Consider the following 26,137-nt stretch of genomic DNA (forward strand, 5'->3'; position numbering starts at 1 on the left):
GCTGACCAAAAATGTGATCGCATAAACGGATTTCTGTATAAAAAATGGTTTGAGCCTGGCATTTTTAATAAAAAGTTCGTCGTACAAAAATAAACTCTGCTACACGCTGAAAAGCGCAACCTGTCGGATCAGCACCCGGATTCACCGACCCGCTATCGCAGACATAAAAAAAGCAGGCCGAAGCCTGCTTTCTGATTCTTTAGTTAGTTACTGTCCGTTTATGATGCCAGCGACAGGGCGGGTTTAGCTTTCGCTGCCAGCCACTCGGTGACTCGCGCCTGCTGCTCTTTGGTCAGCCACATGCCCTGTTTGGTACGACGCCAGATAGCATCATCCAGCTCACGAACCCACTCATGCTGCACCAGGTAGCGTAATTCTGCTTCGTAAAACTCGTGACCGAAGTTCTCGCCCAGATCGTCCAGGCTTTTCGCGCCAGCCAGCAGGGTTTCAGTGCTGCTGCCGTAGGTGCGCGAGAAGTGGCGCGCCATATTTTCACTGATAAACGGATAGCGACGACGCAGGCTGGCCGCATAATCTTCACGGGTGCCGGAGATATTTCCGCCTGGCAACACGCAGTTCTTCGTCCATGCCGGGCCCGCGTTCGGGTAGTACTTCGCCAGTTTCTCCAGCGCATGTTCTGCCAGCTTACGGTAGGTGGTCAGCTTGCCGCCAAATACCGACAGCAGCGGAGCCTGACCATTATCGTCGCGCACATCCAGGGTGTAATCACGGGTGATCGCCTGTGGCGAATCGGATTCGTCATCACACAGCGGACGGACACCGGAATAGGACCAGACGATATCGTCAGCGGTCAGCTGCTTTTTAAAGTGTCCGTTGAACACTTTCAGCAGATAGTCGGTCTCGCTGTCATCAATATTGACGTTTTTCGGATCGCCTTTGTACTCGACGTCGGTGGTACCGATGATAGAGAACTCATCCATCCACGGGATGACAAACACGATGCGGTTATCTTCGTTCTGCAGAATGTAAGCCTGCTTTTCGGTATGGACGCGTGGCACCACGATGTGGCTGCCCTTGATCAGGCGAATACCGTAAGGCGATTTCAGCTTCAGGCTGTCGTCGAACAGCTGTTTGACCCACGGGCCGGCAGCATTGACCAGGCCTTTCGCCTGCCAGGTAAAGGTTTTACCGCTGTCGACATCTTCCGCTTCGACCTTCCACAGGCCGCCTTCACGCCAGGCACGGGTCACGCGGGTGCGGGTACGGACTTCGCCGCCACGCTTCACGACTTCCTGTGCGTTCAGTACCACCATGCGGGCATCATCGACCCAGCAGTCAGAATATTCGAATCCGCGCGTAATTTCCGGCTTCAGGGACGAATCCGCGCCAAATCGCAAACTTTTACTGCCTGGCAGACTGGTACGCTTGCCAAGATGGTCATACATAAACAGGCCGGTACGGATCATCCACGCCGGACGCAGATGCGGACGATGCGGCAGACGGAAGCGCATCGGGAACGCCAGATGCGGAGCCATTTTCAGCAGCACTTCACGCTCGGCCAGTGCTTCACTGACCAGACGGAATTCGTAATGTTCAAGGTAGCGCAAGCCGCCGTGAATCAGTTTTGAACTGGCAGAGGAGGTCGCGCAAGCCAGATCCCGCGCCTCCAGCATTAACACCGACAGTCCGCGTCCTGCAGCATCTGCTGCAATGCCGGCACCGTTGATGCCGCCGCCGATCACGATCAGGTCTTTGGTTTCCACGTCATCTCCTCCGATGTTCGGAATAGTTCACTAATGTTCGTTTTCGAGCATAATCATAATCGCAAACCAACATTGACGCCAGCTTTTAACCAGGTAAAAACATTTTTGCGTGATATAGCTAACATTCTGCCCACCAAAAAAACCGATAGCCGTAACGATTGTCAGGTTATCGGCGTGGATTCTCGGGTTACACTACGCGCTATTGTGACGCTGTTATGAGAGATCCCATGGAAACGTTCGAATGTATTGATGTGCAGCAGGCGCAGGCGCGTCTGGCGCAGGGTGCGCTGCTGGTAGATATCCGCGATCCGCAAAGTTATGCCCTGGGTCATGCGGCCGGTGCGTTGCATCTGACCAACAGCAACCTCAGCGATTTTGTCAGCGGCGCCGATCACAGCCTGCCGGTGCTGGTGATGTGCTATCACGGCAACAGCAGCAAAAGCGCGGCACAATATCTGCTGGGACAGGGCTTCAGCGCGGCGTACAGCATTGATGGCGGCTTTGATGCCTGGCGTGCTGCCTTTCCTCAGCAGGTTGCCCTCGGCAGTGAATAGTTTGCCGCTCGTCACATGGAGAGTTACTGATGCGCATTACCCAATTTAATCAGCCCCGCATGGCGCAGGCCTTTGTTGATTACATGGCGACGCGGGGCATCACGCTGCGTATTGAGCATGAAAATCACTACGTCATCATGCTGGATGATGAGAGCAAGATTTCACTGGTCGAAAACGAACTTCAGCAGTTTTTGCACGACCCTAACCATCCGCGTTATCAGGCCGCCAGCTGGCACAGCGGAAAAACCGACAGTGGCCTGCGCTATGAGCGCAGCAATATCTGGGCGAATATCCGTGAGCGTGCCGGTCCGCTGACCATGACGCTGATGGTGCTCTGTATCGCAGTATTTATTCTGATGCAGGTCATGGGCGATCGTACCGTGATGGCCTGGCTCTCCTGGCCGGATGCCGATCAGCATCTTCAGGTCTGGCGCTGGTTCAGCCATGCGCTGCTGCACTTTTCACTGCTGCACATTCTGTTTAATCTGATGTGGTGGTGGTATCTGGGCGGCGCGGTTGAGAAGCGACTTGGCAGCGGCAAACTCTTTGTCATCCTGCTGATTTCGGCTCTGCTCAGCGGCTGGCTGCAGGCGAAGTTCAGCGGCATCTGGTTTGGTGGCCTGTCGGGCGTGGTCTATGCCCTGATGGGTTACTGCTGGCTGCGCGGGGAGCGCGATCCCGACAGCGGCGTCTATCTTGAACGGGGATTGATCGGTTTTGCGCTGGTCTGGCTGGTGATTGGCTGGTTTGGCGTCTTTGGTCTGGCTATTGCCAACGCGGCGCACGTCGCCGGTCTGGTGGTCGGACTGGCGATGGCGCTGGTGGATACGCGTAAAGTCACGCGTCGTTAGACAGGATTATGCGGGTTAACAGGAGAGGAACGTGAAGCAGACGCAACGTCATGACGCGATTATCGATTTAGTCCGTCGTCAGGGATATGTCAGTACTGAGGAGCTGGTGGATCATTTTGAGGTCAGCCCGCAAACCATTCGTCGCGATCTCAACGATCTGGCCGATCAGAACAAAATTCAGCGTCACCACGGCGGCGCGGCGCTTCCCTCCAGCTCTGAGAATACCGCCTGGCACGACCGTAAAATGATGTGGTCAGCGGAAAAAGCGCGGATTGCCCAGCGCGTGGCCAGCCAGATCCCGGATGGTGCTACGCTGTTTATCGATATCGGCACCACGCCGGAAGCGGTGGCGCATGCGCTGCTCAACCACAGCGATTTGCGCGTGGTCACCAATAACCTTAACGTCGCCATGCTGCTAATGGATAAACCCGATTTCCGGGTCATTATCGCGGGTGGTGAAGTGCGGACCCGCGATGGCGCGGTAATGGGTGAAGCGACGCTCGACTTTATTTCTCAGTTCCGGCTCGACTACGGCATTCTGGGGATCAGCGGCATCGATATGGATGGTTCGCTGCTGGAGTTTGACTATCACGAAGTCCGCACCAAGCGCGCCATCATCGAAAATTCACGCTGCGTGATGCTGGTGGTGGATCACTCGAAGTTTGGCCGGAACGCCATGGTCAACCTCGGCAACATGAGTCTGCTTGACTACCTCTACACCGACAAAACGCCGCCTGCCAGCGTAATGAAGGTGATTGAGCAGCATGAGGTTCACCTCGAACTCTGCTGATTCCTGCCACGCCAGCCTCCCGGCTGGCGTTTTTCTTTGATTGCTGTCGCTTTTTTCCTCACTCCCGTCTTTACTTAACGGTTGCTGGCACCCGGTTGCCAGCCCGTGCGCTTTCTATTTTTGCTTCACCTCATTGCGTAACAGAAGGGAGTGATATGCCGCAGCAAAAATTTAATAAAGCCCGTTTTAATGCCGCCTTTACCCGCCAGTGGCAACAATTAAGTCTCCGTTCCGCCCAGCAGATGACCCCGCACCAGGCGTGGCAGGCGGTCAGCGCGTCGCTGGCGGAGCTACTGGACGCACAACCGGCACCGCGTCCGGCTGTGCAGCAGCGTCACGTTAATTACCTCTCGATGGAGTTTCTGATTGGCCGTCTGACCGGCAACAACCTGCTCAATCTTGGCTGGTATAACGACGTCAAAGCGGCGCTGGCTGAGCACGAGTTCGATTTAACGGAACTGCTGGAGCAGGAGGTCGACCCGGCGCTGGGTAACGGCGGGCTGGGACGACTGGCCGCCTGCTACATGGATTCGATGGCAACGGTGGGGCAGTCCGCCACCGGCCACGGACTGAACTACCAGTACGGCCTGTTCCGCCAGTCTTTCGATGATGGCCAGCAGATTGAAGCGCCCGATGACTGGCAGCGTGAGCGCTATCCCTGGTTCCGCCACAACGCGGCGCTGGATGTGGAAGTCGCGATGGGTGGCCGGGTAGAAAAGCAGGAAAACGGCGGCGTACGCTGGCTGCCCGATTTTACGCTGCGCGGTGAGGCCTGGGATTTGCCGGTGACCGGCTACCGCAACGGCGTGACGCTGCCGCTGCGTCTGTGGCAGGCAGTGAGTGCGCATCCTTTTGATCTCACGGCGTTTAATGACGGCAATTTTCTGCAGGCGGAGCAGCCGGGCATCGAGGCGGCAAAACTGACCAAAGTGCTCTATCCCAATGACAACCATCAGGCCGGCAAGCGGCTGCGCCTGATGCAGCAATATTTCCAGTGCGCCTGTGCGGTGGCGGATATCCTGCGTCGTCACCATCTGGCGGGACGCAGTATTCACAGCCTGCCTGACTTCGAAGTGATTCAGCTTAACGATACACATCCCACCATCGCCATCCCGGAGATGCTGCGCGTGCTGCTGGATGAGCATCAGCTGAGCTGGGATGAGGCGTGGCAGATCACCAGCCGGTTGTTTGCCTACACCAACCACACGCTGATGCCTGAGGCGCTGGAGCGCTGGGATGAGAAGCTGATGCGCAGTCTGCTGCCGCGCCATATGCTGATCATCAAAGAGATCAACCAGCGGCTGAAAAAGCAGGTGAAGCAACGCTGGCCGGATGACAAAGCGATGTGGCACAAGCTGGCGGTGGTCGCTGACGGTCAGGTGCGGATGGCGAATCTCTGCGTCGTCAGCGGCTTTGCGGTCAACGGCGTGGCGGCGCTGCACTCAAGCCTGGTGGTCAGCGATCTTTTCCCGGAATATCACCAGCTCTGGCCGCAGAAATTCCACAACGTCACCAACGGCATCACGCCGCGCCGCTGGCTGAAGCAGTGTAATCCGGCGCTGGCCGGGCTGATTGATGAGACGCTGAAAACCGAGTGGGCCAATAACCTTGAGGCGTTAAGCGGTCTGGAGGCCTATGCCGACGATCAGGCGTTTCGTCAGCGCTATCGCAGCATCAAACAGCAGAACAAAGCGCAGCTTACGGAGTATATCGCCCGCCACACGGGGATTATCGTGAACCCGGCCGCGCTGTTCGATGTGCAGATCAAACGGCTGCATGAGTACAAGCGCCAGCACCTCAGCCTGCTGCATATCCTCTACTGCTATCAGAAAATCTGTCATAACCCGGAGGATGTCACCTTTACGCCACGGGTGTTCCTGTTCGGTGCCAAAGCCGCGCCGGGTTATTACCTCGCCAAAAATATCATTTACGCCATTAACAAGGTGGCGGAGGTGGTGAACAACGATCCACGCGTCGGTGACCGACTTAAAGTGGTGTTTATCCCGGACTACCGCATCACCGTGGCCGAACTGATGATCCCGGCGGCCGATCTCTCAGAGCAGATCTCCACCGCCGGATATGAAGCTTCCGGCACCGGCAACATGAAGCTGGCACTGAACGGTGCGCTGACGATTGGCACGCTGGATGGCGCCAATGTCGAGATTGCCGAACAGGTGGGTGAGGAGAATATCTTTATCTTTGGTCACACCGTGGATGAGGTCAAAGCGCTCAAGGCGAAAGGCTATAACCCGAAAAAGGTGCGTAAGCAGAACAAGCCGCTGGACGATCTACTGAAATCGCTGGAGAAGGGCAAATTCAGCAACGGGGATAAACATGCGTTTGACCTGATGCTGGAGAGCCTGACGAAACATGGCGATCCCTGGCTGGTGCTGGCCGATTTCCAGGCCTATATCGAGGCGCAGCAACGGGTGGAAGCCCTGTGGCGCGACCCGGAAGGCTGGACCCGCGCCGCCATCCTCAATACGGCACGAACCGGCATGTTCAGTTCGGACCGGTCAATTCGTGACTATCAGCAACGTATCTGGCAGGCACCGCGCTAAGGAGCAGCAATGAAGCAACATTCACTCGGTCAGGCCGCCCGTGCCGCGGGAATTTCACTGGACTACATCAACGTCAATGGCGAGAAAGAGGCGATCAGCGATGAGACCCTGCAGGCGCTGCTGGCGGTGATGGATGATCCGCAGGACGCAAAAAAATCGCCGCTGCCGCCGGTCGCGGTGTTCAGCGGCAGTGGCAAGCGACAGCTGACGCCACAGGGCAGCGGCGTTTACCGCTGGCAGTTGCAGACTGAAAAGGGCAAACAGCACAGCGGCGAGTTAACCGCCGGTGAGCCTTTTACGCTGCCTGGCCCGCTGGCGCAGGGGTACCACCAGCTCACACTCAGTAAGGGCAAAAAAAGCTGGCAGACGCGGCTTATCGTCGCGCCGCGCCGCTGCTATCTGCCTCCGGCGCTGGAGGCGGGGGAAAAACGCTGGGGTGCGCTGGTGCAGCTCTACACCGTGCGCTCTGAACAGAACTGGGGCATCGGCGACTTCGGCGATCTCGACCAGCTGCTGGTGCAGCTGGCTGAACGCGGTGGCGATTTCGTCGGGCTGAATCCGCTGCATGCGCTCTATCCCGCCAGCGCCGGTTTCGCCAGTCCGTACAGCCCGTCGTCGCGCCGCTGGCTGAACGTAATCTATATCGACGTCAGTCAGGTGGCCGATTTTCAGCAAAGCGCGGCGGCACAGAAGTGGTGGAACAGCGCCAGAACCCGGAAGGCGCTGACCAAAGCGCGTGAGGCGGAGCTGGTTGACTACGAGGCGGTAATGGCGCTTAAGCTCGCTGCGCTGCGGCACGCCTGGGCACACTTTCAGACGCGAGACAGCCAGAGCGAAGAGCATCAATCCTGGGCGGCCTTTGTGCATGAAGGCGGCGACAGCCTGCGTTATCAGGCCGCCTACGACGGCATACAGCTGGAGCGGCGGGCAGACAAGGCGCAGCAGGGCGGCTGGCCTGCGTGGCCGGAAGCATGGCGCAACAGCCAGTTGCCGGAGGTGCAGCAGTGGTGTGAACAGCATGAAGAGGAGATCGCCTTCTGGCAGTGGCTGCAATGGCTGGCGCAGCAGCAGTTCTCTGGCTGCTGGACGCACAGTCAGGCGCTGGGCATGAGCGTCGGACTCTATCGTGACCTGGCAGTGGGCGTGGCGGAAGGCAGCGCGGAAACCTGGCACGACCCGGAGCTTTACCGCCTCAAGGCCTCGGTGGGTGCGCCGCCTGACCGTCTTGGTCCGCTGGGACAAAACTGGGGCTTACCGCCGATGGATCCGCATGTAATGAAGGCGCGCGGCTACCAGCCATTTATCGACATGCTGCGCGCCAATATGCGCGACTGCGGCGCGTTGCGCATCGATCATGTGATGTCACTGCTGCGTTTGTGGTGGGTGCCTGCCGGGGAGACGGCGGATAAAGGCGCCTATGTGGCCTATCCGGTCAACGATCTGCTGGGCATCCTGGCGCTGGAAAGCCACCGGCTGCGCTGCATGGTGATTGGTGAAGACCTTGGCACTGTGCCCCAGGAGATTGTCAGCCTGCTGCGTAAAAGTGGCGTCTTTTCATGGAAGGTGCTCTGGTTTGAGCAGGAGAAGGATGAGCGCTATCGCGCGCCGCAGGACTATCCGCGCCAGTCTATCGCCAGCGCCAGCACGCACGATCTGCCTACGCTGACCGGCTTCTGGGAGCAGGGCGACCTGGCGCTGGGTGAGAAGATTGGCCTCTATCCGGGCGATGCGGTGAAAGCGTTACATCAGCAGCGCGCCGCGCAGAAGCAGGCGCTGCTGGATGCGCTGCATCAGGCGGGCGCCTTACCGGCACGCAGCCAGAAGAAGGCAGAGAAGCTCACCATGACGCCTGCGCTGAATCGGGCAATACATCGCTTCCTGGCGGATACCGACAGTGCGCTGCTTGGCCTGCAGCCTGAGGACTGGCTTGGCATGACCACGCCGGTCAACGTCCCGGGCACGGTGGAGCAGTACCCTAACTGGCGACGCAAGCTGAGCAAAACGCTGGAGGAGATCTTTGCGGACAAAGAAGTGAATGCACTGCTGAAGGTGGTCAGCCAGCAGCGTCAGTCAGGACAGAAAGGGCAATAACAGAAGCGCGGCAGCCATGCTGCCGCGCTTAATCATCAGTAGAACGAGTGTTCACCGCGCTGATGCTCAGTAATATCCCGCACGCCTTTGAGTTCCGGGAAGGCGGCCAGCAGCTCTTTCTCGATACCATCTTTCAGGGTCACGTCGATCATCGAACAGCCGTTACAGCCGCCGCCAAACTGCAGAATGGCGTAGCCCTCATCGGTGATCTCCATCAGCGACACGCGACCACCATGGCCGGCCAGCTGTGGGTTGATCTGCGCCTGTAGCAGATACTCAACGCGCTCAACCATTGGCGCATCATCAGAGACTTTACGCATTTTGGCATTCGGCGCTTTCAGCGTCAGCTGTGAACCAAGATTGTCGGTAACGAAGTCAATTTCAGCATCTTCCAGATACGGCTTGCTCAGTTCATCAACGTAAGCAGAGAGCTTTTCGAACTTCAGTTCGGTGTCAGTAGCTTCAACGGCATCGGGCGGGCAGTAAGAGACGCCACACTCGGCTGTTGGCGTACCCGGGTTAATCACGAATACGCGAATCTGGGTGCCATCTTCTTGTTTGGATAGCAGTTTAGAAAAATGTTCCTGGGCAGAGTCAGTAATTCGGATCATGTCGATTGCTCAATAGTTGACTAATTTAGTTGGTTATAATACGCCCATCAAAGACGCTCTACAAGGTACGGCACAGGCACCAGACCTGCACGCTGGCGGCACCCTGGGCCATTAACAGGCGGCTGATTTCATCTACCGTACTGCCGGTGGTAATGACGTCATCCAGCAAAGCGATATGGCGTCCCTGCACCACCATTTCAAGGCAGAAAGCACCCCGTAAGTTGGTGCGGCGCTGGCGGGCGCTGAGCTGATGCTGTAATGCGCCCCCGCGCTTGCGGGAAAGACCTTCGCGCCATTCACATCCCAGCCAGTGCGCCAGCGGTGCGGCCAGCAGTACCGTCTGATTAAAGCCACGCTGCCAGCGTCGTCGCCGATGCAGCGGAACCGGCAGCAGCAGATCGGGACGCGGCACACTGCCACGCCGGTAAACATTAAGCCAGCTTAGCAAAAGCAGCCGCGCCAGCATCACCCTGAGTGCGGTTATGTGAGAAAATTTAAGCTGGTTAACCCACTGGCTGAACGGCGGACAATAGTCATTGACGCAGACCAGCGCCTGCCAGGCGGGCGGTTTAAGCTGGCAGCGGCCGCAGGCGACCTTTGCTGAACCTGCCGGCAATCCGCAGCGTGGACAGAGCAGCGGTAACGGCGGTAATCCGCGCAGACATAAGCTGCAGATGCCATGCCGGGCTATCCGCAACGGCATCCGGCATAGCCAACACAGGGCGGGCATTGCTAGCATAGCGACCTCCTTATCATTTTCGGGATAGTAACTGATGACGTCGCTCTACTGGCACACCTGCGGAGAAGGAAAACGCGATCTTGTGCTGCTGCACGGATGGGGACTGAATGCCGAAGTCTGGCAAAGCATCATTCCGCGACTCAGCGCGCACTATCGCCTGCATCTGGTCGATCTGCCCGGCTATGGCCGCAGCCAGCATTTCGGTGCGCTGACGCTGGAGCAGATGGCAGCGCAATTGCTGCCTGCGCTGCCACCGCAGTCGATTGTGGTGGGCTGGTCGCTGGGCGGACTGGTGGCGACGCAGCTGGCGCTGAGTGCGCCAGAAAAACTGGCTGCATTGATCACCGTTGCCTCGTCGCCCTGTTTCACCGCCACAGAGAGCTGGCCCGGCATTAAACCGGAGACGCTGCAGAACTTTCAGCAGATGCTCAGCAACGATTTCCAGCGCACGGTGGAGCGCTTTCTGGCGCTGCAGACGCTGGGTACCGAAACGGCTCGCGCCGATGCGCGGCAGCTGAAAGAGGTGGTGCTGTCGCAGCCGATGCCGGAGGTGGCGGTGCTGGATGGCGGGCTGGAGATTCTGCGCCAGGTCGATCTGCGCGACGCGTTACCGCAAATTACGCTGCCGTTCCTGCGACTCTATGGCGCGTTAGATGGACTGGTGCCGCGCCGGATTGCGGCGGAGATAGATGAAATGTTGCCAGCATCGCCCTCAGTGGTTATCGAAAAAGCCGCACATGCGCCTTTTATTTCCCATCCTGAGCGCTTTTGCCAGCATATTGTTAATTTTATCAGTAATCTGCCGTGATAATGACGCTTTGAACTGGCAAAATCGCAGACAGCAGCAATACTTCTCTCTGTGAGCGAGGCCGTTGCAATTTTATGTGATTAGTCATGGAAATGACTATGCCGTTCCATACTGCCTTACGCGTTTAGCGGCTGCTTACATCTCACAATGGATCATGAATGAGGGTAAACATAATGAAGGTTTTTAAATGGGTTGTGGCTTCAATGATGATGGGCGCGATTTCATTTTCTGCGATGGCAGCGAAAGAAGTCACCAAAGAAGAAGTTAAGACAATGAACCTGCAGAAGATCGGCACCGTTAACACCACGGCGGAAACCACCTCGCCAATGGATGCTAAAAAAGTGCTGTCGCAGCTCGCTGACGAAAAAGGCGGTAAATATTACCTGGTGATCGCCGGTCGCGAACACGGCAAATTCAGCGCAACGGCTGAAGTCTACAAGTAATTAACGTAGCCACATGAACTGCCAGGCATCCAGCTTAACCGGCTGGGTGCCATCAATTTTCTCTCCGCTCACCACATCCTGCAACGTATGCGCCACCGGTAATTGCGTCTCCACTGACCGTCCACTGAGATTAAACACGCACAGCAGCCCGTCGCCGCTTTCTGGCTGATGACGTCTGAGCACCAGCACGGCGTTTTCGCTCTCATAAAGCGTCATCGGATTATCCGGGTGAAACGCAGGCTGACGACGACGCAGCTGAATCAGTTGCCCGAGCCGGGTATAGACCTGCTGGCGCAGCCAGTTACCGCCCGCCAGATCTCCCTCAATCTGCTGTAAATCATACTTCTGCCGATTAATCGCCCGGTTGTGTCCGGCGGCGCGCACGCCATCGTAATGGTTACGACCACCCAGAATGCTCTGGATATAGATGGCAGGCACGCCGGGAAAGACCAGCAGAATCGCATGGGCCAGCAAAAAACGTTTCAGCCGCGTGGCGTCATCGTCATCTTCACGGTTGAGCGCATCCAGATAGGTGACGTTGATTTCATAGGGGCTGGTGGTGCCGTCAGGGTTGTTTTTATAGGAGACCAGCGCGCCTTCCAGCGCCAGATCGCGCACCAGCGCCACAATCTCTACTTCAGACAAAATGCCGCGCGCCGGATTAAGGCCGATGCCGTCGTGTGACGCCAGAAAGTTGAAAAAGGTGGTGTCGTTGCTGCTGAGATCCAGAGCGCTCGCCCACTGCCGCAGTGCACGCGCCGAGCCGGTGTGAATCGCATGCAGTACCAGCGGCGGCAGTGAAAACTGATAGACCATCTGCGCCTCATCGTGCCCGTTGCCCAGATAGCTGATGTTGTCCTGATGCGGCACGTTAGTCTCGGTGATAATCACCGTGCCAGGCGCAACCTGGTCGGCAATAGCGCGAAACAGCTTCACCAGCTGATGAGTCTTTTCCAGATGAATACAGCGCGTGCCGGGCGTTTTCCACATGTAGCCGACCGCATCGAGACGCACATAGTCAGCGCCGCGTTTCAGGTAATCGAGCAGCACATTGACCATGCGCAGCAGCACCTCAGGATTGGCAAAGTTGAGGTCGATCTGGTCAGCGCTGAAGGTGGTCCAGATAAAGCGGGTTTCGCCATCCGCCATTTTAAACGGCGTCAGCAGCGGCGAGGTGCGCGGACGCGTCACGGCGCTGAGATCGGTGGCGGGCGGCATACTGATAAAGAAATCGTCCCAGCCGGGATCCTGCGCCAGGAAGTGGCTGAACCAGGCGCTGTGTGCCGACATATGGTTGCAGACAAAATCGAACATCAGCCGGGTTTCCTGATGCAGCCGCGCAATGTCCTGCCAGTCGCCGCACAGCGGATCGACCTGATGGTAATCAATCACCGAAAAGCCGTCATCGGACGACCAGGGGAAAAAGGGCAGCAGGTGAACCAGCGGAAACGTGGATTGCAGGTGCTGCTGATAGAACCGGGAAAAGGTGCTGAGCGTGGGTTTATCGGCTTCGCGAAACTGATCGGCATAGGTGATCAGCACCACATCCTGCTCATCCCAGTGTGCCTTGCGCGGCAGCTTAATGGCCTCGCGGGCGGTGGCGATGTCAGCCAGCAGGCGCGCAAAGGTCGCCTCCGGAAATGTGCCAGCATAAATCTTATCAATCAGATCGGTGATCGTTTCCATCGTGAATTGGGTGCCACAGCAGGTGTTGTTTTTATGACAGGCGTCTTTTTAGCGTAGCGCGATGGCGGGGATTTTCAACCGGGGAGAAGGGTGTGAAGAGGGGGCCAGGCAGTGGCCCCCTGAAAAGCTTAGCGTTTTTTACCGAAAGCCGCAGCCAGCGCATCACCCATCGCACTGTTACCTGCTGACGAGCTGACCGGACGCGGACGACCTTTCGCGGTGTTCTGACGTTTCTCCTCGCGCGGAGCAGCGTTTTTCGCGCCACCACGGGCATTGCCTTCGCCTGGCTGCTCATCAAGACGCATGGTCAGGGCAATACGCTTGCGCTGGAGATCGACCTCCATCACTTTCACTTTGACGATATCGCCCGCTTTCACCACCTGATGCGGATCTTCCACGAAGCGATCGGAGAGCGAAGAGATATGCACCAGGCCATCCTGATGCACGCCGATATCCACAAATGCACCGAAGTTGGTCACGTTAGTGACGGCACCTTCGAGGATCATGCCCGGCGTCAGATCGTTCAGCGTCTCTACGCCTTCAGCGAACTGTGCAGTTTTAAACTCAGGACGCGGATCGCGGCCCGGCTTCTCAAGCTCTTTCATGATGTCGGTGACGGTCGGCAGACCAAAACGTTCATCAATGAAATCGCGGGCGCTGAGATTACGCAGGCTGCCTGCGTTGCCCATCAGATCGCTCAGTGCCTGCTCGGTGGCGGCCAGGATGCGCTCCACCACCGGGTAGGCTTCCGGATGCACAGTCGAGGCATCCAGCGGGTTATCGCCATGGTTGATGCGCAGGAAGCCCGCACACTGCTCAAAGGCTTTTGGCCCAAGACGGCTCACTTTCAGCAACTGCTGACGGTTCTGGAAGCGGCCATGCTCATCACGCCAGCCGACAATATTCTGCGCCATCATGCGCGTCAGGCCCGCCACGCGGGTCAGCAGCGGCACCGAGGCGGTGTTGAGGTCAACGCCGACGGCGTTCACGCAATCTTCCACTACCGCGTCGAGTTTCTTCGCCAGCTGGCTCTGACTGACGTCATGCTGATACTGACCCACACCGATCGATTTCGGGTCGATTTTCACCAGCTCAGCCAGCGGATCCTGCAAACGTCGGGCAATCGACACCGCGCCGCGCAGCGAAACATCGAGATCCGGGAACTCCAGCGCCGCCAGTTCAGAGGCCGAATAGACAGATGCGCCAGCTTCACTGACAATCACTTTTTGCGCCGTGACCTGCGGGAACTGCTGCTGCAGATCCAGGAAGAAGCGCTCAGTTTCACGTGAAGCGGTGCCGTTGCCAATCGCCACCAGCTCAACCTGATGCTTAATGCAGAGTGCCGCTACGGCGGCCGCGGCTTTCGCGGTCTGGCCGGTATGCGGATAGACGGTATCGGTCGCGACGACCTTGCCGGTGGCATCGACCACCGCCACTTTGACACCGGTGCGCAGGCCTGGGTCCAGCCCCATGGTGGCGCGCATACCGGCGGGAGCGGCCATCAGCAGATCGTGCAGGTTGCGGGCAAAGACGTTAATCGCTTCATCTTCTGCGCGTTCGCGCACCGTGCCCATCAGCTCCGTTTCCAGATGCAGCATCACCTTGATGCGCCACGTCCAGCTCACCACCGCTTTACGCCAGCTGTCGGCAGGAGCGTTATTCAGGCGCAGGTTCAGGTGCTCAGCAATCAGCGTTTCGCCGTGGCTCTCACGCGGTGCTTCATCAAACTGCGGATCGGCATTCAGCGACAGTTGCAGCACGCCTTCGTTGCGGCCACGCAGCATCGCCAGCGCACGGTGCGACGGCACGCCGCTCAGCGCTTCGTGGTGATCAAAGTAGTCGCGGAACTTCGCGCCCGCTTCCTCTTTGCCTTCCACCACGCGTGACACCAGATGGGCATTTTTCCACAGGTAATTACGCACCTTCGCCAGCAGCGCGGCATCTTCAGCGAAACGCTCCATCAGAATGTAGCGGGCACCATCCAGCGCGGCACGGACGTCGGCGACGCCTTTGTCGGCATCGACATACTGTTCGGCAAGCTGCTCAGGAATGTGAGACGGCTCCTGCCACAGTGTCTCCGCCAGCGGCTCCAGACCCGCTTCGATAGCGATCTGTCCACGCGTCCGGCGTTTCTGTTTGTAGGGCAGGTAGAGATCTTCAAGCTCGGTTTTGCTGAGGGTGGTGTTGATCGCGCGGGCGAGGTCGTCAGTGAGTTTCCCCTGATCGTCAATCGACTTCAGAATCGACTGGCGTCGCTCTTCAAGTTCACGCAGATAGCTGAGGCGGGTTTCCAGCTGGCGCAACTGGGTATCATCCAGCCCGCCGGTGACCTCTTTACGATAGCGTGCGATAAACGGCACGGTATTCCCTTCATCCAGCAGGCGAACGGCGGCGTCAACTTGCTCTGGACGCGCCTGGAGCTCACTGGCAATTATCTGGCTCAGAACTTTCATCATCAGGATTGTCTTGCTTTCCGGGTTGAGAAATAGCCGACAGTTATACGGATTGATGGTTAAAATTGCCAGAGACGCGGGCGGCTTTCAGCGATAATCTGAAGGGTTATTGCGGGTAGTCAATCGCGTTGATATACCACAGTGCCGGCCCCACTGGCGTCTCGACGGTGGCGGCATCGCCGACCTCTTTTTTCAGCAGCGCCCGCGCCATGGGCGAGTCGATGGAGATGTAATCTTTGCGGCCAAAAATCTCATCGTAGCCCACAATGCGGAAGCGTTTGAGGTCGCCCTCATCGTTTTCAATTTCCACCCAGGCGCCAAAGAAGACTTTGCCATCCTGCTGGGGTGAATAGTCAACGATACGCAGCTGTTCAAGACTTTTGGTCAGATAGCGAACGCGACGGTCGATTTCACGCAGCCGTTTTTTGTTGTACTGATAATCGGCATTTTCACTGCGATCGCCAAGACTGGCAGCCCAGGTGACTTTTTTTGTCACTTCCGGTCGCTCTTCACGCCAGAGATAGTCGAGTTCTGCTTTCAGCTTATCGAAGCCTTCGCGGGTAATGAGTCGGGTTTTCATGCTATACCGGCCAGAGAGATCCAAAGAGGAACAGTGTAAGACAAAGGGGGCGCGGCAAAAAAGGGCGGGGAAAGGGTTTTTAAAGGCTAAAAACCCACGTTGACTTCCCCGGCGGCGAAAGGGTTGGTGCTGAACAACAATCTGAAGCCAGTAATCTGAAGCTGTAAAAGAAGTCGTGATACTTATTTACCGGCGTGAGTCGCCGTGGTGGTCGATGTACCGGTGCTGTGACCGTCACCGCCGCCGCCGCCCATGGTGGCCAGCGCAACGCCCAGCAGGGCTGCGACTGCGCCAACACCGATGGCGTTAGAGTTACCTTGTGCTGTGGTGGTTGCCGCTGCGCCAGCTGCTTCACCGGTGGCTGTGGCAGCATAAGCTGGAGTGACGCTGCTTAATGCCAGCGCGCTCAGCAGTAAAATTGTTTTTTTCATTGTGTGTAATCCCCGTTGAGACATCGAATGTTGCCTGAGCAGTCTGGTTGAAAACGGAGAAGGCGAAAAGTTGGCTTTACTGATTGATTTAACGGACTTTAATTTCAACTGGTCTTGCTGGTGGCACCGCTGAAACTAATCCGAGAGGAGAGTGGGGCGTTACGCAGGTTTGCTGGAATATTATGCTGCCTGGCTACTGTTGAGGTAGATTATCTGGAGCTTATCCACAGTGATGGCTGATCATTAAGTCAAATTGTCTGCTAACCTGCTGAATTCGTTCATCGAATAAAAACTGGCCCGCTTCTGACGCCAGCGATTCAGAGAAACAGAGCCGTTTTTTCAGATTTGCCGTAACAGGGGCCGGGCAGCGCCAGACGCGTTAAAACTGACACGAAATCGCCTTAAATCAAATATAAGCTCCTGTTTAATATGCTTTGTAACAATTTTGGCTAGAATATAAACCATTAATGACTGTCACTATAAGGCATCTTTTTTTAACAATGTTGGCTCAGGCAATAGCGCCTTTGGGAGTTGAAAATGCAAGAGAACTACAAAATTCTGGTCGTCGATGATGATATGCGTCTGCGTGCACTGCTTGAACGCTATCTCACCGAGCAGGGCTTTCAGGTGCGCAGTGTCGCTAATGCCGAGCAGATGGATCGTCTGTTAACCCGTGAATCCTTTCATCTGATGGTGCTCGACCTGATGTTGCCGGGCGAGGATGGTCTCTCTATCTGCCGTCGTCTGCGCAGTCAGAGCAACCCGATGCCGATTATTATGGTGACCGCCAAGGGCGAAGAGGTGGATCGTATCGTGGGGCTGGAGATCGGCGCTGACGACTATATTCCTAAACCCTTTAACCCGCGTGAGCTGCTGGCGCGCATCCGTGCGGTGCTGCGCCGTCAGGCTAATGAACTGCCAGGCGCGCCTTCGCAGGAAGAGGCGATCATCGCCTTTGGTAAGTTCAAACTTAACCTCGGCACCCGCGAGATGTTCCGTGAAGATGAGCCGATGCCGCTGACCAGCGGTGAGTTTGCGGTGCTGAAAGCACTGGTCAGCCATCCACGTGAGCCGCTGTCTCGCGATAAGCTGATGAACCTGGCGCGTGGGCGTGAATACAGCGCCATGGAACGTTCGATTGACGTCCAGATCTCCCGCCTGCGTCGCATGGTGGAAGAGGATCCTGCGCATCCGCGTTATATCCAGACCGTCTGGGGTCTGGGCTACGTCTTTGTGCCGGACGGCAGTAAAGCATGAAGCGACTGCGCTTCTCGCCTCGCAGTTCGTTTGCCCGCACCCTGCTGCTGATCGTTACCCTGCTGTTTGTCAGCCTGGTAACGACCTATCTGGTGGTGCTGAACTTCGCCATTCTTCCCAGCCTGCAACAGTTCAATAAGGTGCTCGCTTACGAAGTTCGTATGCTGATGACCGACCGGTTGCAGCTGGAAGATGGCACGCAGCTGGAAGTGCCACCGGCGTTTCGCCGGGAAATCTACCGCGAACTGGGGATCTCGCTCTACACCAATGCAGCAGCAGAGGAGAGCGGATTGCGATGGGCGCAGCACTATGAATTCCTGAGCGAGCAGATGGGCCAGCAGCTTGGCGGTCCCACCGATGTGCGGGTTGAGGTTAACAAAAACTCGCCCGTCGTCTGGCTGAAAACTTGGCTGTCGCCCGATATCTGGGTGCGGGTGCCGCTGACTGAGATTCATCAGGGCGACTTCTCGCCGCTGTTCCGCTACACCCTGGCGATTATGTTGCTGGCGATTGGCGGTGCCTGGCTGTTTATCCGCATCCAGAACCGCCCGCTGGTGGATCTGGAGCACGCCGCTCTGCAGGTCGGGCGCGGGATTATTCCGCCGCCGCTGCGCGAGTATGGCGCGTCAGAAGTGCGATCGGTGACCCGCGCCTTTAACCAGATGGCGGCCGGGGTGAAGCAGCTGGCGGATGACCGCACGCTGTTAATGGCGGGCGTCAGCCACGATTTGCGAACGCCGCTGACCCGTATTCGTCTCGCCACCGAGATGATGAGCGAGCAGGATGGCTACCTGGCCGAATCGATTAATAAAGATATCGAAGAGTGCAACGCCATTATCGAACAGTTCATCGACTACCTGCGCACCGGTCAGGAGATGCAGACTGAGCGCGCCGACCTTAACAGTGTGCTGGGCGAAGTGGTGGCCGCTGAAAGCGGCTATGAACGTGAGATCGAAAATGCGGTGATGCCGGAAGAGTTAATGCTGGATATCAACCCGCTGTCGATTAAACGGGCACTGGCTAACCTGGTGGTCAACGCCGCGCGATACGGTAATGGCTGGATCAGGGTCAGCAGCGGACGGGAACTGCATCGTGCCTGGTTCCAGGTGGAAGATGATGGACCTGGCATTAAGCCGGATCAGCTGGCGCATCTGTTCCAGCCCTTTGTGCGCGGCGACAGCGCCCGCAGCACCAGCGGTACCGGTCTGGGCCTGGCGATCGTGCAGCGTATTATTGATGCTCATCAGGGCTCGCTGGAGATTGGCGAGAGCGAACGCGGCGGTTTACGCATTCGTGCCTGGTTGCCGTTAGTGGAAAGCATGGCGCTGAGCCACAACAACGGCAGCAACAGCGTGTCGGGATGATAAAAACGGCGCGGCAGTTTCATTGCCGCGCCGCTTCTTTTAGCGTTGCGGGCCAGCTTTCACCAGCGCAGCACCTGCAGCGTTATCCGTGTACTTGTCGAAGTTATCAATAAAGCGCTGCGCCAGACCTTCGGCGGCGGCGGTCCACTTCTCCTCACTCTCCCAGCTACGACGCGGATCGAGCGTATCACTATCCAGTTCGCCCAGCGTAACCGGCATCTGCAGATTAAAGATCGGCAGCGTTTCCATCGGCGCATCATCCAGCTCACCCGCCAGAATGGCATTGATAATGGCGCGGGTATTCTTCAGTGAGATGCGTTTGCCGCTGCCGTTCCAGCCGGTATTGACCAGATAAGCCTGCGCACCGGACGCCTCCATCCGTTTCACCAGCACTTCCGCATACTGCGTCGGATGCAGCATCAGGAACGCCGCGCCGAAACAGGCGGAGAAGGTGGGGGTCGGCTCAGTGACGCCACGCTCGGTCCCCGCCAGCTTGGCGGTGAAACCTGACAGGAAATGATACTGCGTCTGCTCCGGCGTCAGACGTGAAACCGGCGGCAGCACGCCAAACGCATCGGCGGTCAGGAAAATCACTTTCTTCGCGTGGCCCGCTTTTGAGACCGGCTGCACGATATTGTCGATGTGATTGATCGGATAGGAGACGCGGGTGTTTTCGGTTTTGCTGCCGTCGTCGTAATCGACGCTGCCATCTTCGCGGACCACCACATTTTCCAGCAGCGCATTGCGGCGAATGGCGCGGTAGATCTCCGGCTCAGCCTGCTCAGAGAGGTTGATGGTTTTGGCGTAACAACCGCCCTCGAAGTTAAACACGCCATCATCGTCCCAGCCGTGCTCATCGTCACCGATCAGCTGGCGGTCAGGATCGGTAGAAAGTGTGGTTTTACCGGTGCCCGAGAGGCCAAAGAAGACCGCCACATCGCCCGCTTTACCCACGTTTGCTGAGCAGTGCATTGAGGCGATGCCTTTCAGCGGCAGCAGGTAGTTCATGATGGCGAACAGACCTTTCTTCATCTCGCCGCCGTACCAGGTTCCGCCAATCAGCTGCATGCGTTCAGTCAGATTGAAGGCGACAAAGTTTTCAGAGTGAAGACCCTGCGCCTGCCAGTCTGGATTGGTGCATTTGGCGCCGTTCATCACCACAAAGTCGGGAGTGAATTCGGCCAGTTCAGCGTCGTCAGGCTGGATGAACATGTTTTTCACGAAGTGTGCCTGCCAGGCCACTTCGGTGACAAAACGTACGCTCAGACGGGAATCGGCATTGGCACCACAGAACGCATCCACCACAAACAGGCGCTTGCCGGAAAGCTGGCGGGTGACGCAGCTTTTCAGCGCGTTCCAGGTCTCCTGCGACAGGGGCTGATTGTCGTTTTTGCCGGTGCCCTGGTCGTTCCACCACAGGGTATCGCGCGTGGTGTCGTCACGCACAATGTACTTATCCTTTGGCGATCGCCCGGTGAAAATCCCGGTGTCTACTGCAATCGCGCCGCTCTGCGTCAGGGTGCCACGAGCAAAACCTTCGAGGTCCGGGCGCGTCTCTTCCTGAAAAAGCGTGTCGTAATCAGGGTTGTAAACCACTTCCGTGGTATCCACGATGCCCAAAGCGGCAAGGTCTTGCGAGGTCAGGCCGTTAACGCGCATTTTACTGCTCCTTAAATCGGTGTCTGTTCTGCAAAGCAGAGATAGGTTGGGATCGTGCCACCGGCTGTTGTATCGGGTGCGGCAAATCACTGACAGTCGACTGCGCTTCGTCACGACAGCCTGCAAAGATCACCGGGCAATTCAGGGCATCTGCCTCTGACTTCCGGGCGTTTGCACGATCGCGCGCAGTTTACTCTTCTGCGTTAAGGGAAAAAGGGCAGTGATCTAAAAATGCGACTCAGGGCGCGTTAAGGCTATGTTTCGAACGTTTAAAAGATGTTATGAAAGTAAAAAAAGATAATTTGTCTGAAAAATTATGGGGATAGGCATGGGCGGCGGGGAAGGGGCGGCAGAAGCCGCCCGATAAATCAGTGAAGCTGGTTATTATTCTCAAGGGAGTGGCTGCGAATACCGGCGATATCGACGGCGTCAAACACGTAGTTTGAGCCGCAATAGTCGCAGTGCATGTCGATTTTGCCATCTTCCGCGATGATCTCATCTACCTCTTCCTGCGGCAGCGTGGTCAGTACTTCGCCACAGCGCTCACGCGAGCAGGTGCATTTGTAGATCACCGGCTGCGGATCGTAGAGGGTGACCTCTTCCTGATGGTAGAGACGCCACAGCGCTTCATTCGCAGGCAGATCGATCAGCTCTTCCGTTTTAATGGTTTCGGTCAGCGTTGCCAGATGGTCGAAAACCTCTTTCTCCGTATCCTGCGCAGGCATCACCTGCAGCAGAATACCCGCGGCGCCTTTGTCGCTGGTGCGGATAAACAGCCGCGTTGGCAACTGCTCTGAGCGCATGAAGTAATCTTCCAGGCACTCCGCCAGAGTTTCACCTTCCAGTCCCACCACTCCCTGATAACGTTCGCCCTTTTCAGGGGAAATGGTGATCACCAGATAGCCATTGCCCACCATGCTTTTCAGGGTACTGTCGTCCGGGATGTCGCCTTTGATACGCGCTACGCCGCGCAGTTCCTGGTTGTTGTTACCGTTGATCACCGCCAGCGACAGCGGACCGTCACCCTGCAATTGCACGGTGATTTCGCCATCAAACTTCAGCGTGGCAGTCAGCAGGCTGGTGGCGACCAGCATCTCACCCAGCAGCGTTTTAACCGGTGCCGGATAGTCATGGTTCTTTACGGTTTCACGCCAGGTGTCAGAGACGTTCACCAGCTCGCCGCGCACGGCGGCATTTTCAAACAGATAACGGTGCAGTTGATCCTGGGCTGACATATTTTTTCTCTCACTGGTGCGGGGCGATGGCGCGTCAGCTAAGACGACGTTATTCATCGCCCGATAATTTAAACTTCATCAAATCGCGACGCTCTTTTTTGTCAGGTCGCCGATCGGGATGGGGCATAGTCAGCGCATTCATTTTGCGCGCCTGCGCCATTTTTTCGCGTTTTTCAATGCTGGCATCGGTTTCGCGATAGAGCTGCTGGGCCTCGCTGGCGGGACGGCGCTGAGCGCTGATGTCCGCCACCACTACGGTGCGTTCATCGTTGCCCTGACGCAGTGTCAGTTCCGCATTCAGCTCTACCACCTTGCCGGGTTTGCTGCGCTGGCCGTTGTAATGCACTTTGCCGCCTTCAATCATCTCCCGCGCAATCGCCCGGGTTTTGTAAAAGCGCGCGGCCCACAGCCACTTGTCGAGGCGTACCTCTTCGCTGCTTTTCTCTTTCTTCATTGCTGCTCCTGACTCAGATCAGCGTCCGGTAATCGCCGGTGGCGCGATGACGCTGAAAGATTTGCTCAGGACGACCCGAATCGGGGTTCTTTACGCCTAAGCACTCGCCGATGCCCCATGACGCCGCAGCATCCAGAATCACTTCGCTATCATCGATAAACAGCGTGCGCGGCGCAGAAAAGCCGGTGTGCTGTTGTACCGCCTGCCATAAACGTTGGTCTTCTTTCGGATACCCAAAGGTATGGGTGGAAAGTAATAAATCAAGGTGCGGCGCTAAACCTGTCTGCGCCAGTTTGACGTCCAGATTGTAAGGATGCGCGTTGGACAGCAGGATAGTGGACTTGCCCGCGCGGCGCAGAGCCTGCAAAAAAGGCAGCGTATCGTCACGCAGCGCAATGCGGCTGCGCATCGCCCAGGTCATGGCACGGATGTCCAGCGCCAGCGCTTCTGCCCAGTAATCCAGACAATACCAGTTTAGCGTATGGGCAACGGCCTGATACTTTTCTGCGATGATTGCTTCGGCTTCCGCCCGGGTGATGCCGCGTTGCTGACTGAGTTGTTCAGGCACATGCTCCAGCCAGAAGTGACGATCAAACGCCAAATCCAGCAGTGTGCCATCCATGTCGAGCAGCACGGTATCAATCTCAGACCAGTTGAGCATGCGGATGTTTCACCCTGTAAAAAAACCGGGCGACAGGGTAGCACAGAAGGGCAGGGCTCAGAATATCGGGCGCACGCTCTGCAAAGTGCCGAGGTTATGATTGAAGCACTTGTCGTAATAGTGCTGGATATCGATCATGCGCTGGCGATTAAGGTGCATACGGCGCAGCGCCAGTAACCCATTGATCACACCGCAGGTTAACAGCACCAGCAGCAGCAATACGGTGCCGAGATAGCGCCATTGCGCCATGGCATCCGGTTCATTGTGCAGCACGATGTGACGCGTGCCGTTGGCATCCGTTGAAATGCTGGTGATGATGCCGCTGGCGCTGAAAGGCGTATGCAGCAGCATGGCGGAGATACGTTGCAGTTCGCGCCACTGAGAGGGCGGATCGAGGTCAAACAGCGACACGGTTGGCTGAGGCTGATTCACCAGCTGGCGACCCTCGTCGCTGACGATCAGGAACCCCCCTGGCGGCGGGCTGTTAAGATTTTCTGCCGCACGACGGGTTTCGCGGAAAAAGAAGGTCGAGGTGGCGGTATTGACCAGGTTTTCCAGGGCTTCGGCACTGACCGGCCGCAGCAGCACATTCATGCCGTTTAGCTGGCCGGAATCTGCGCGACGCATCAGCGCTTCCCAGTCTTTGGCATTGCCCAGGTTCACCAGCGCATTTTTCAGGCGCATACAATCCTGTGGCTGATTACAGAGATCCTGCGTTTTCATCACCAGATCGGAGAAGTCATCCAGCAGGATCATGCCGGACTTCTGAATCGCGGAGGCCAGCTGCGGATTCAGTTTAGGATCGGTATTGGTTTCCGGATGCAGCTGCTTTGTGGTGGTCTCCAGCAGAGCAGCGGCTTTATCAATAATGTCCGATTGTGGCTGCGGCAACGGCGTGGCGTTATTCCAGTAGACCGCCGAGCAGTCGAACGGCATGAAGGCGTAACTTCGGTTGCTCTGATAGTTGTCCGGCACCGAACACATGCCGGTACCGCTCACTTTGAGGTTGTCGCCAATATTCAGGGGCACGCTGCTGAGTTTATCGACGCTGCTGACCTCCAGGCTGTCGGTGCCCCTGGCCCAGGCCAGACTGAGTTTGATCGGCATGCCGAGCGGGATCCAGGTGACCAGCATGGTCAGCACCATCAGTGAACCACAGGCCAGCACCACGTTTTTCCGCCAGCGCTGAATAGGGAAGTTTTTGACTTCATCCTGCAGCGACAGGAAGCGACCCTGACGCACCACCTGACGGTTAAGGTAGATCTCCACATCCGTCACCTGTCCGAGATCGTGCGCGACATAAGGCTGCCAGTGTGGTGGATAGGCGAGGTCAATAATCCCCAGCGTGATATTGCTCTGCTCCTGGTTCGATTCGCTGAACAGGCCCCAGCGCTTTGGCGCGCCGCGCAGGCAGTGTATGTCACGCAGGCCGCGCTCACCCGGAATGCGGTAGAGCAGCCACAGGCTGGCGGCAATCATGACTGCACCCGTCAGCACCAGCCAGATCATCAGCGTTGCGGGGACTAACAGGCTGAAGAAGAAGAGTAAGAAGGCAAGAGAGATGAGCACCGCTTCACGCGTGCCATCTGGTCGCGACAGACGATACTCTTCCGGCGTCTCTTTGCGCACCTGCAGCAGTTCGACGTTTTCCGTTTCCGCTTTGCGGATAGAGGCGTTGGTCGACACCGGACGCATCAGCGTCGGCAGCGATTGTTGATCCACGGCGTAATCCACCAGCGAGTGGCCGTTCAGCGAGATCACCAGCGGAATAGATTGGGTGCGGATTAACTCAACGTAGTTTTCGTCGGCGATGTACTGCTCCCACAGCGGCGGCAGATGAACTTCAACTTCATCAAGGTAGTAGCGCCATTTATGGGGATCGTCCGTGGAGAGTCCGTAGCGGGTAATCGCACGGGTAACGGGGTAGACATTGTTGCTTTGTGCCGTCAGCGTCAGTCGTTCGGACGCGCTGCGCTTATCGGTCGTCACCGTAGTACGGGGCTGCTTTTCCAGCGCGGCGACATACTTATCAACCGCCTCACGCTCCTGAGCAGAGAGTTTACGGCAGGGCGGACTGATAAATGGCAGAGGTTTCGCCAACGGCGGACGATGCCGCATAGCGTACCAGAACCCAATGCCTGCCAGGATTGAACAGGTCAGCACTATGGCCAGGATCATCAAGATTGTGCTCATGCTCTGCTCAATTCAGCCAAAATGCTGCCTTCACTTTAAACTTTCGCTTTCGGTTATGCTCACTATAAAAGAGGCATTCCGGAAGATTATATAACCCTGAGGAGTCAGACACCCGATGAAATAGTGCCAGCGTATATCTGATTAGCATTTGTTAAACCCTGCCTTGTCCGAATGGTAACCGGCTCAGACTGGATTAAATATCGGTATTATCTGAAACTTATCGCAGCATATTGACTAATGCAAATTTAGTCTTAACTGATAACCAAAGGCTGTTATTCAATCGATGTAATCTGTGTAACGATAACGTGATTGTCTGACTGTCGCACAATTGCCTGTGGTTAGGTATGCTAATTCGCTCCAGATAGCCGGCGCAAAATAATTTGAGGCTGATATGAAAATTCCAAAAAAACCTGACATCCTCAATATCACCGCCGTGGCACGTTCACGGTTATTCACCATTGAATCGGTCGATCTGACTTTCAGCAATGGTGCGCATCGCGTTTATGAGCGGATGAAGCCCTCAGAGCGTGAAGCGGTGATGATTGTGCCGATTATTGATGACCATCTGATCCTGATTCAGGAGTATGCCGTCGGACTGGAAACCTATGAGCTTGGTTTCCCCAAGGGGCTGATCGATTCAGGTGAAACCGTGAATGAAGCGGCAGTTCGCGAACTGAAAGAAGAGGTCGGTTTTGGTGCTGACCAACTGACAACGCTGGGCAAACTCACCATGGCGCCCTCCTACTTTTCCAGCAAAATGAACATTGTGGTGGCGGAAGGTCTCTACGCTGAAAAGCTGGAAGGCGATGAGCCGGAGCCGCTGATTGTCCACCGCTGGCCGCTGAGCGATATGATGTCGCTGCTGGATGAGCCCGATTTCCGCGAGGCACGTAATGTCAGTGCGCTGTTTATGGCGCGCGAATGGCTGGTGAAGCAGGGGCGGCTGAGTTACTGAATATCATCTGTGACTGAATAAAAAAGGCCGACTGACG

General features: G+C 56.8%; 22 protein-coding genes. 10 read left to right on the plus strand and 12 right to left on the minus strand.

What is annotated here, in order from left to right; translation table 11 throughout:
- Positions 1 to 218 precede the first annotated feature (218 nt).
- A complete protein-coding gene (gene glpD, locus ACO6VX_RS17040; RefSeq protein ID WP_422458234.1) occupies positions 219 to 1,724 on the minus strand; it encodes a glycerol-3-phosphate dehydrogenase in 1,506 nt (501 codons plus the stop codon).
- A gap of 227 nt (positions 1,725 to 1,951) precedes the next feature.
- Between glpD and glpE the strand changes: the two genes are divergently transcribed.
- The 5 genes from glpE to malQ all read left to right on the plus strand — a co-directional run bounded on the left by glpE (position 1,952) and on the right by malQ (position 8,571).
- Complete coding sequence (gene glpE / locus ACO6VX_RS17045) at positions 1,952 to 2,278, plus strand: thiosulfate sulfurtransferase GlpE (RefSeq protein ID WP_010253207.1); 327 nt, start codon at positions 1,952 to 1,954, stop codon at positions 2,276 to 2,278.
- Between the two features lie 29 nt (positions 2,279 to 2,307).
- Positions 2,308 to 3,129 (plus strand): rhomboid family intramembrane serine protease GlpG, encoded by an 822-nt coding sequence (gene glpG, locus ACO6VX_RS17050; protein WP_033773027.1) that lies wholly within the window; start codon positions 2,308 to 2,310, stop codon positions 3,127 to 3,129.
- Positions 3,130 to 3,160: 31 nt separating this feature from the next.
- Positions 3,161 to 3,919, plus strand: a complete 759-nt coding sequence (locus ACO6VX_RS17055) for a DeoR/GlpR family transcriptional regulator (RefSeq protein WP_010253201.1) — start codon at positions 3,161 to 3,163, stop codon at positions 3,917 to 3,919.
- Positions 3,920 to 4,074: 155 nt separating this feature from the next.
- Positions 4,075 to 6,480, plus strand: a complete 2,406-nt coding sequence (malP, locus tag ACO6VX_RS17060; RefSeq protein WP_187515378.1) for a maltodextrin phosphorylase — start codon at positions 4,075 to 4,077, stop codon at positions 6,478 to 6,480.
- A gap of 9 nt (positions 6,481 to 6,489) precedes the next feature.
- The gene (gene malQ, locus ACO6VX_RS17065) at positions 6,490 to 8,571 is read left to right on the plus strand and encodes a 4-alpha-glucanotransferase (protein WP_422458235.1); all 2,082 of its coding nucleotides are present in this window, start codon (positions 6,490 to 6,492) and stop codon (positions 8,569 to 8,571) included.
- Positions 8,572 to 8,606: 35 nt separating this feature from the next.
- Here the strand turns inward: malQ and nfuA are convergent, their stop codons facing one another.
- Together nfuA and gntX are read right to left on the minus strand one after the other, a co-directional pair.
- Entirely contained in the window at positions 8,607 to 9,182 is a 576-nt protein-coding gene (gene nfuA / locus ACO6VX_RS17070) for a Fe-S biogenesis protein NfuA (protein ID WP_010253194.1), read from the minus strand.
- 58 nt (positions 9,183 to 9,240) lie between these two features.
- Positions 9,241 to 9,921 carry a DNA utilization protein GntX gene (gene gntX, locus ACO6VX_RS17075; RefSeq protein WP_022624032.1) on the minus strand — a complete coding sequence of 227 codons (681 nt, stop codon included), beginning with the start codon at positions 9,919 to 9,921 and terminating at the stop codon, positions 9,241 to 9,243.
- Between the two features lie 34 nt (positions 9,922 to 9,955).
- Here gntX and bioH point away from each other — a divergent pair, with 34 nt between their 5' ends.
- Entirely contained in the window at positions 9,956 to 10,729 is a 774-nt protein-coding gene (gene bioH, locus ACO6VX_RS17080; RefSeq protein ID WP_033768069.1) for a pimeloyl-ACP methyl ester esterase BioH, read from the plus strand.
- Between the two features lie 173 nt (positions 10,730 to 10,902).
- Positions 10,903 to 11,172 (plus strand): YdgH/BhsA/McbA-like domain containing protein, encoded by a 270-nt coding sequence (locus ACO6VX_RS17085; RefSeq protein WP_010253187.1) that lies wholly within the window; start codon positions 10,903 to 10,905, stop codon positions 11,170 to 11,172.
- Here the strand turns inward: ACO6VX_RS17085 and ACO6VX_RS17090 are convergent, their stop codons facing one another.
- The 4 genes from ACO6VX_RS17090 to yjbE form a co-directional block, all read right to left on the minus strand.
- Positions 11,173 to 12,858 carry an alpha-amylase family glycosyl hydrolase gene (locus tag ACO6VX_RS17090; RefSeq protein WP_010253185.1) on the minus strand — a complete coding sequence of 562 codons (1,686 nt, stop codon included), beginning with the start codon at positions 12,856 to 12,858 and terminating at the stop codon, positions 11,173 to 11,175.
- A 128-nt stretch (positions 12,859 to 12,986) separates the two neighbouring features.
- Positions 12,987 to 15,314 carry a Tex family protein gene (locus ACO6VX_RS17095; protein WP_033759014.1) on the minus strand — a complete coding sequence of 776 codons (2,328 nt, stop codon included), beginning with the start codon at positions 15,312 to 15,314 and terminating at the stop codon, positions 12,987 to 12,989.
- Positions 15,315 to 15,417: 103 nt separating this feature from the next.
- Complete coding sequence (gene greB, locus ACO6VX_RS17100; RefSeq protein WP_010253180.1) at positions 15,418 to 15,891, minus strand: transcription elongation factor GreB; 474 nt, start codon at positions 15,889 to 15,891, stop codon at positions 15,418 to 15,420.
- Positions 15,892 to 16,073: 182 nt separating this feature from the next.
- Positions 16,074 to 16,322: an exopolysaccharide production protein YjbE gene (gene yjbE, locus ACO6VX_RS17105; RefSeq protein WP_010253177.1), complete on the minus strand. Its 249-nt coding sequence runs from the start codon at positions 16,320 to 16,322 to the stop codon at positions 16,074 to 16,076.
- Between the two features lie 537 nt (positions 16,323 to 16,859).
- On the opposite strand from yjbE, the gene ompR reads away from it, so the two are divergent.
- Both ompR and envZ read left to right on the plus strand, forming a co-directional pair.
- Positions 16,860 to 17,579, plus strand: coding sequence for a two-component system response regulator OmpR (gene ompR / locus ACO6VX_RS17110; RefSeq protein WP_003853014.1), 720 nt, complete (start codon positions 16,860 to 16,862; stop codon positions 17,577 to 17,579).
- Complete coding sequence (envZ, locus tag ACO6VX_RS17115; RefSeq protein ID WP_010253168.1) at positions 17,576 to 18,943, plus strand: two-component system sensor histidine kinase EnvZ; 1,368 nt, start codon at positions 17,576 to 17,578, stop codon at positions 18,941 to 18,943. The genes ompR and envZ overlap by 4 nt, the downstream gene beginning before the upstream one ends.
- 39 nt (positions 18,944 to 18,982) lie before the next feature.
- Here envZ and pckA read toward each other — a convergent pair whose 3' ends face one another.
- From pckA to ACO6VX_RS17140, 5 genes are all read right to left on the minus strand, one after another.
- On the minus strand, positions 18,983 to 20,602 hold the full coding sequence (pckA, locus tag ACO6VX_RS17120; protein WP_010253165.1) for a phosphoenolpyruvate carboxykinase (ATP): 1,620 nt from the start codon (positions 20,600 to 20,602) through the stop codon (positions 18,983 to 18,985).
- A gap of 368 nt (positions 20,603 to 20,970) precedes the next feature.
- Positions 20,971 to 21,837: an Hsp33 family molecular chaperone HslO gene (gene hslO / locus ACO6VX_RS17125; RefSeq protein ID WP_010671560.1), complete on the minus strand. Its 867-nt coding sequence runs from the start codon at positions 21,835 to 21,837 to the stop codon at positions 20,971 to 20,973.
- A gap of 49 nt (positions 21,838 to 21,886) precedes the next feature.
- The gene (gene hslR, locus ACO6VX_RS17130) at positions 21,887 to 22,291 is read right to left on the minus strand and encodes a ribosome-associated heat shock protein Hsp15 (RefSeq protein WP_010253159.1); all 405 of its coding nucleotides are present in this window, start codon (positions 22,289 to 22,291) and stop codon (positions 21,887 to 21,889) included.
- 13 nt (positions 22,292 to 22,304) lie between these two features.
- Positions 22,305 to 22,952, minus strand: coding sequence for a GMP/IMP nucleotidase (gene yrfG, locus ACO6VX_RS17135; RefSeq protein ID WP_422458236.1), 648 nt, complete (start codon positions 22,950 to 22,952; stop codon positions 22,305 to 22,307).
- A gap of 57 nt (positions 22,953 to 23,009) precedes the next feature.
- A complete protein-coding gene (locus ACO6VX_RS17140) occupies positions 23,010 to 25,145 on the minus strand; it encodes an intracellular growth attenuator family protein (RefSeq protein ID WP_010253154.1) in 2,136 nt (711 codons plus the stop codon).
- 391 nt (positions 25,146 to 25,536) lie between these two features.
- Between ACO6VX_RS17140 and nudE the strand changes: the two genes are divergently transcribed.
- Positions 25,537 to 26,100 (plus strand): ADP compounds hydrolase NudE, encoded by a 564-nt coding sequence (nudE, locus tag ACO6VX_RS17145; RefSeq protein ID WP_010253151.1) that lies wholly within the window; start codon positions 25,537 to 25,539, stop codon positions 26,098 to 26,100.
- Positions 26,101 to 26,137 lie beyond the last annotated feature (37 nt).

The sequence above is a fragment of the Pantoea sp. BJFS-204 genome (assembly GCF_049310725.1).
GTDB classification, from domain to species: Bacteria; Pseudomonadota; Gammaproteobacteria; order Enterobacterales; family Enterobacteriaceae; genus Pantoea; species Pantoea agglomerans.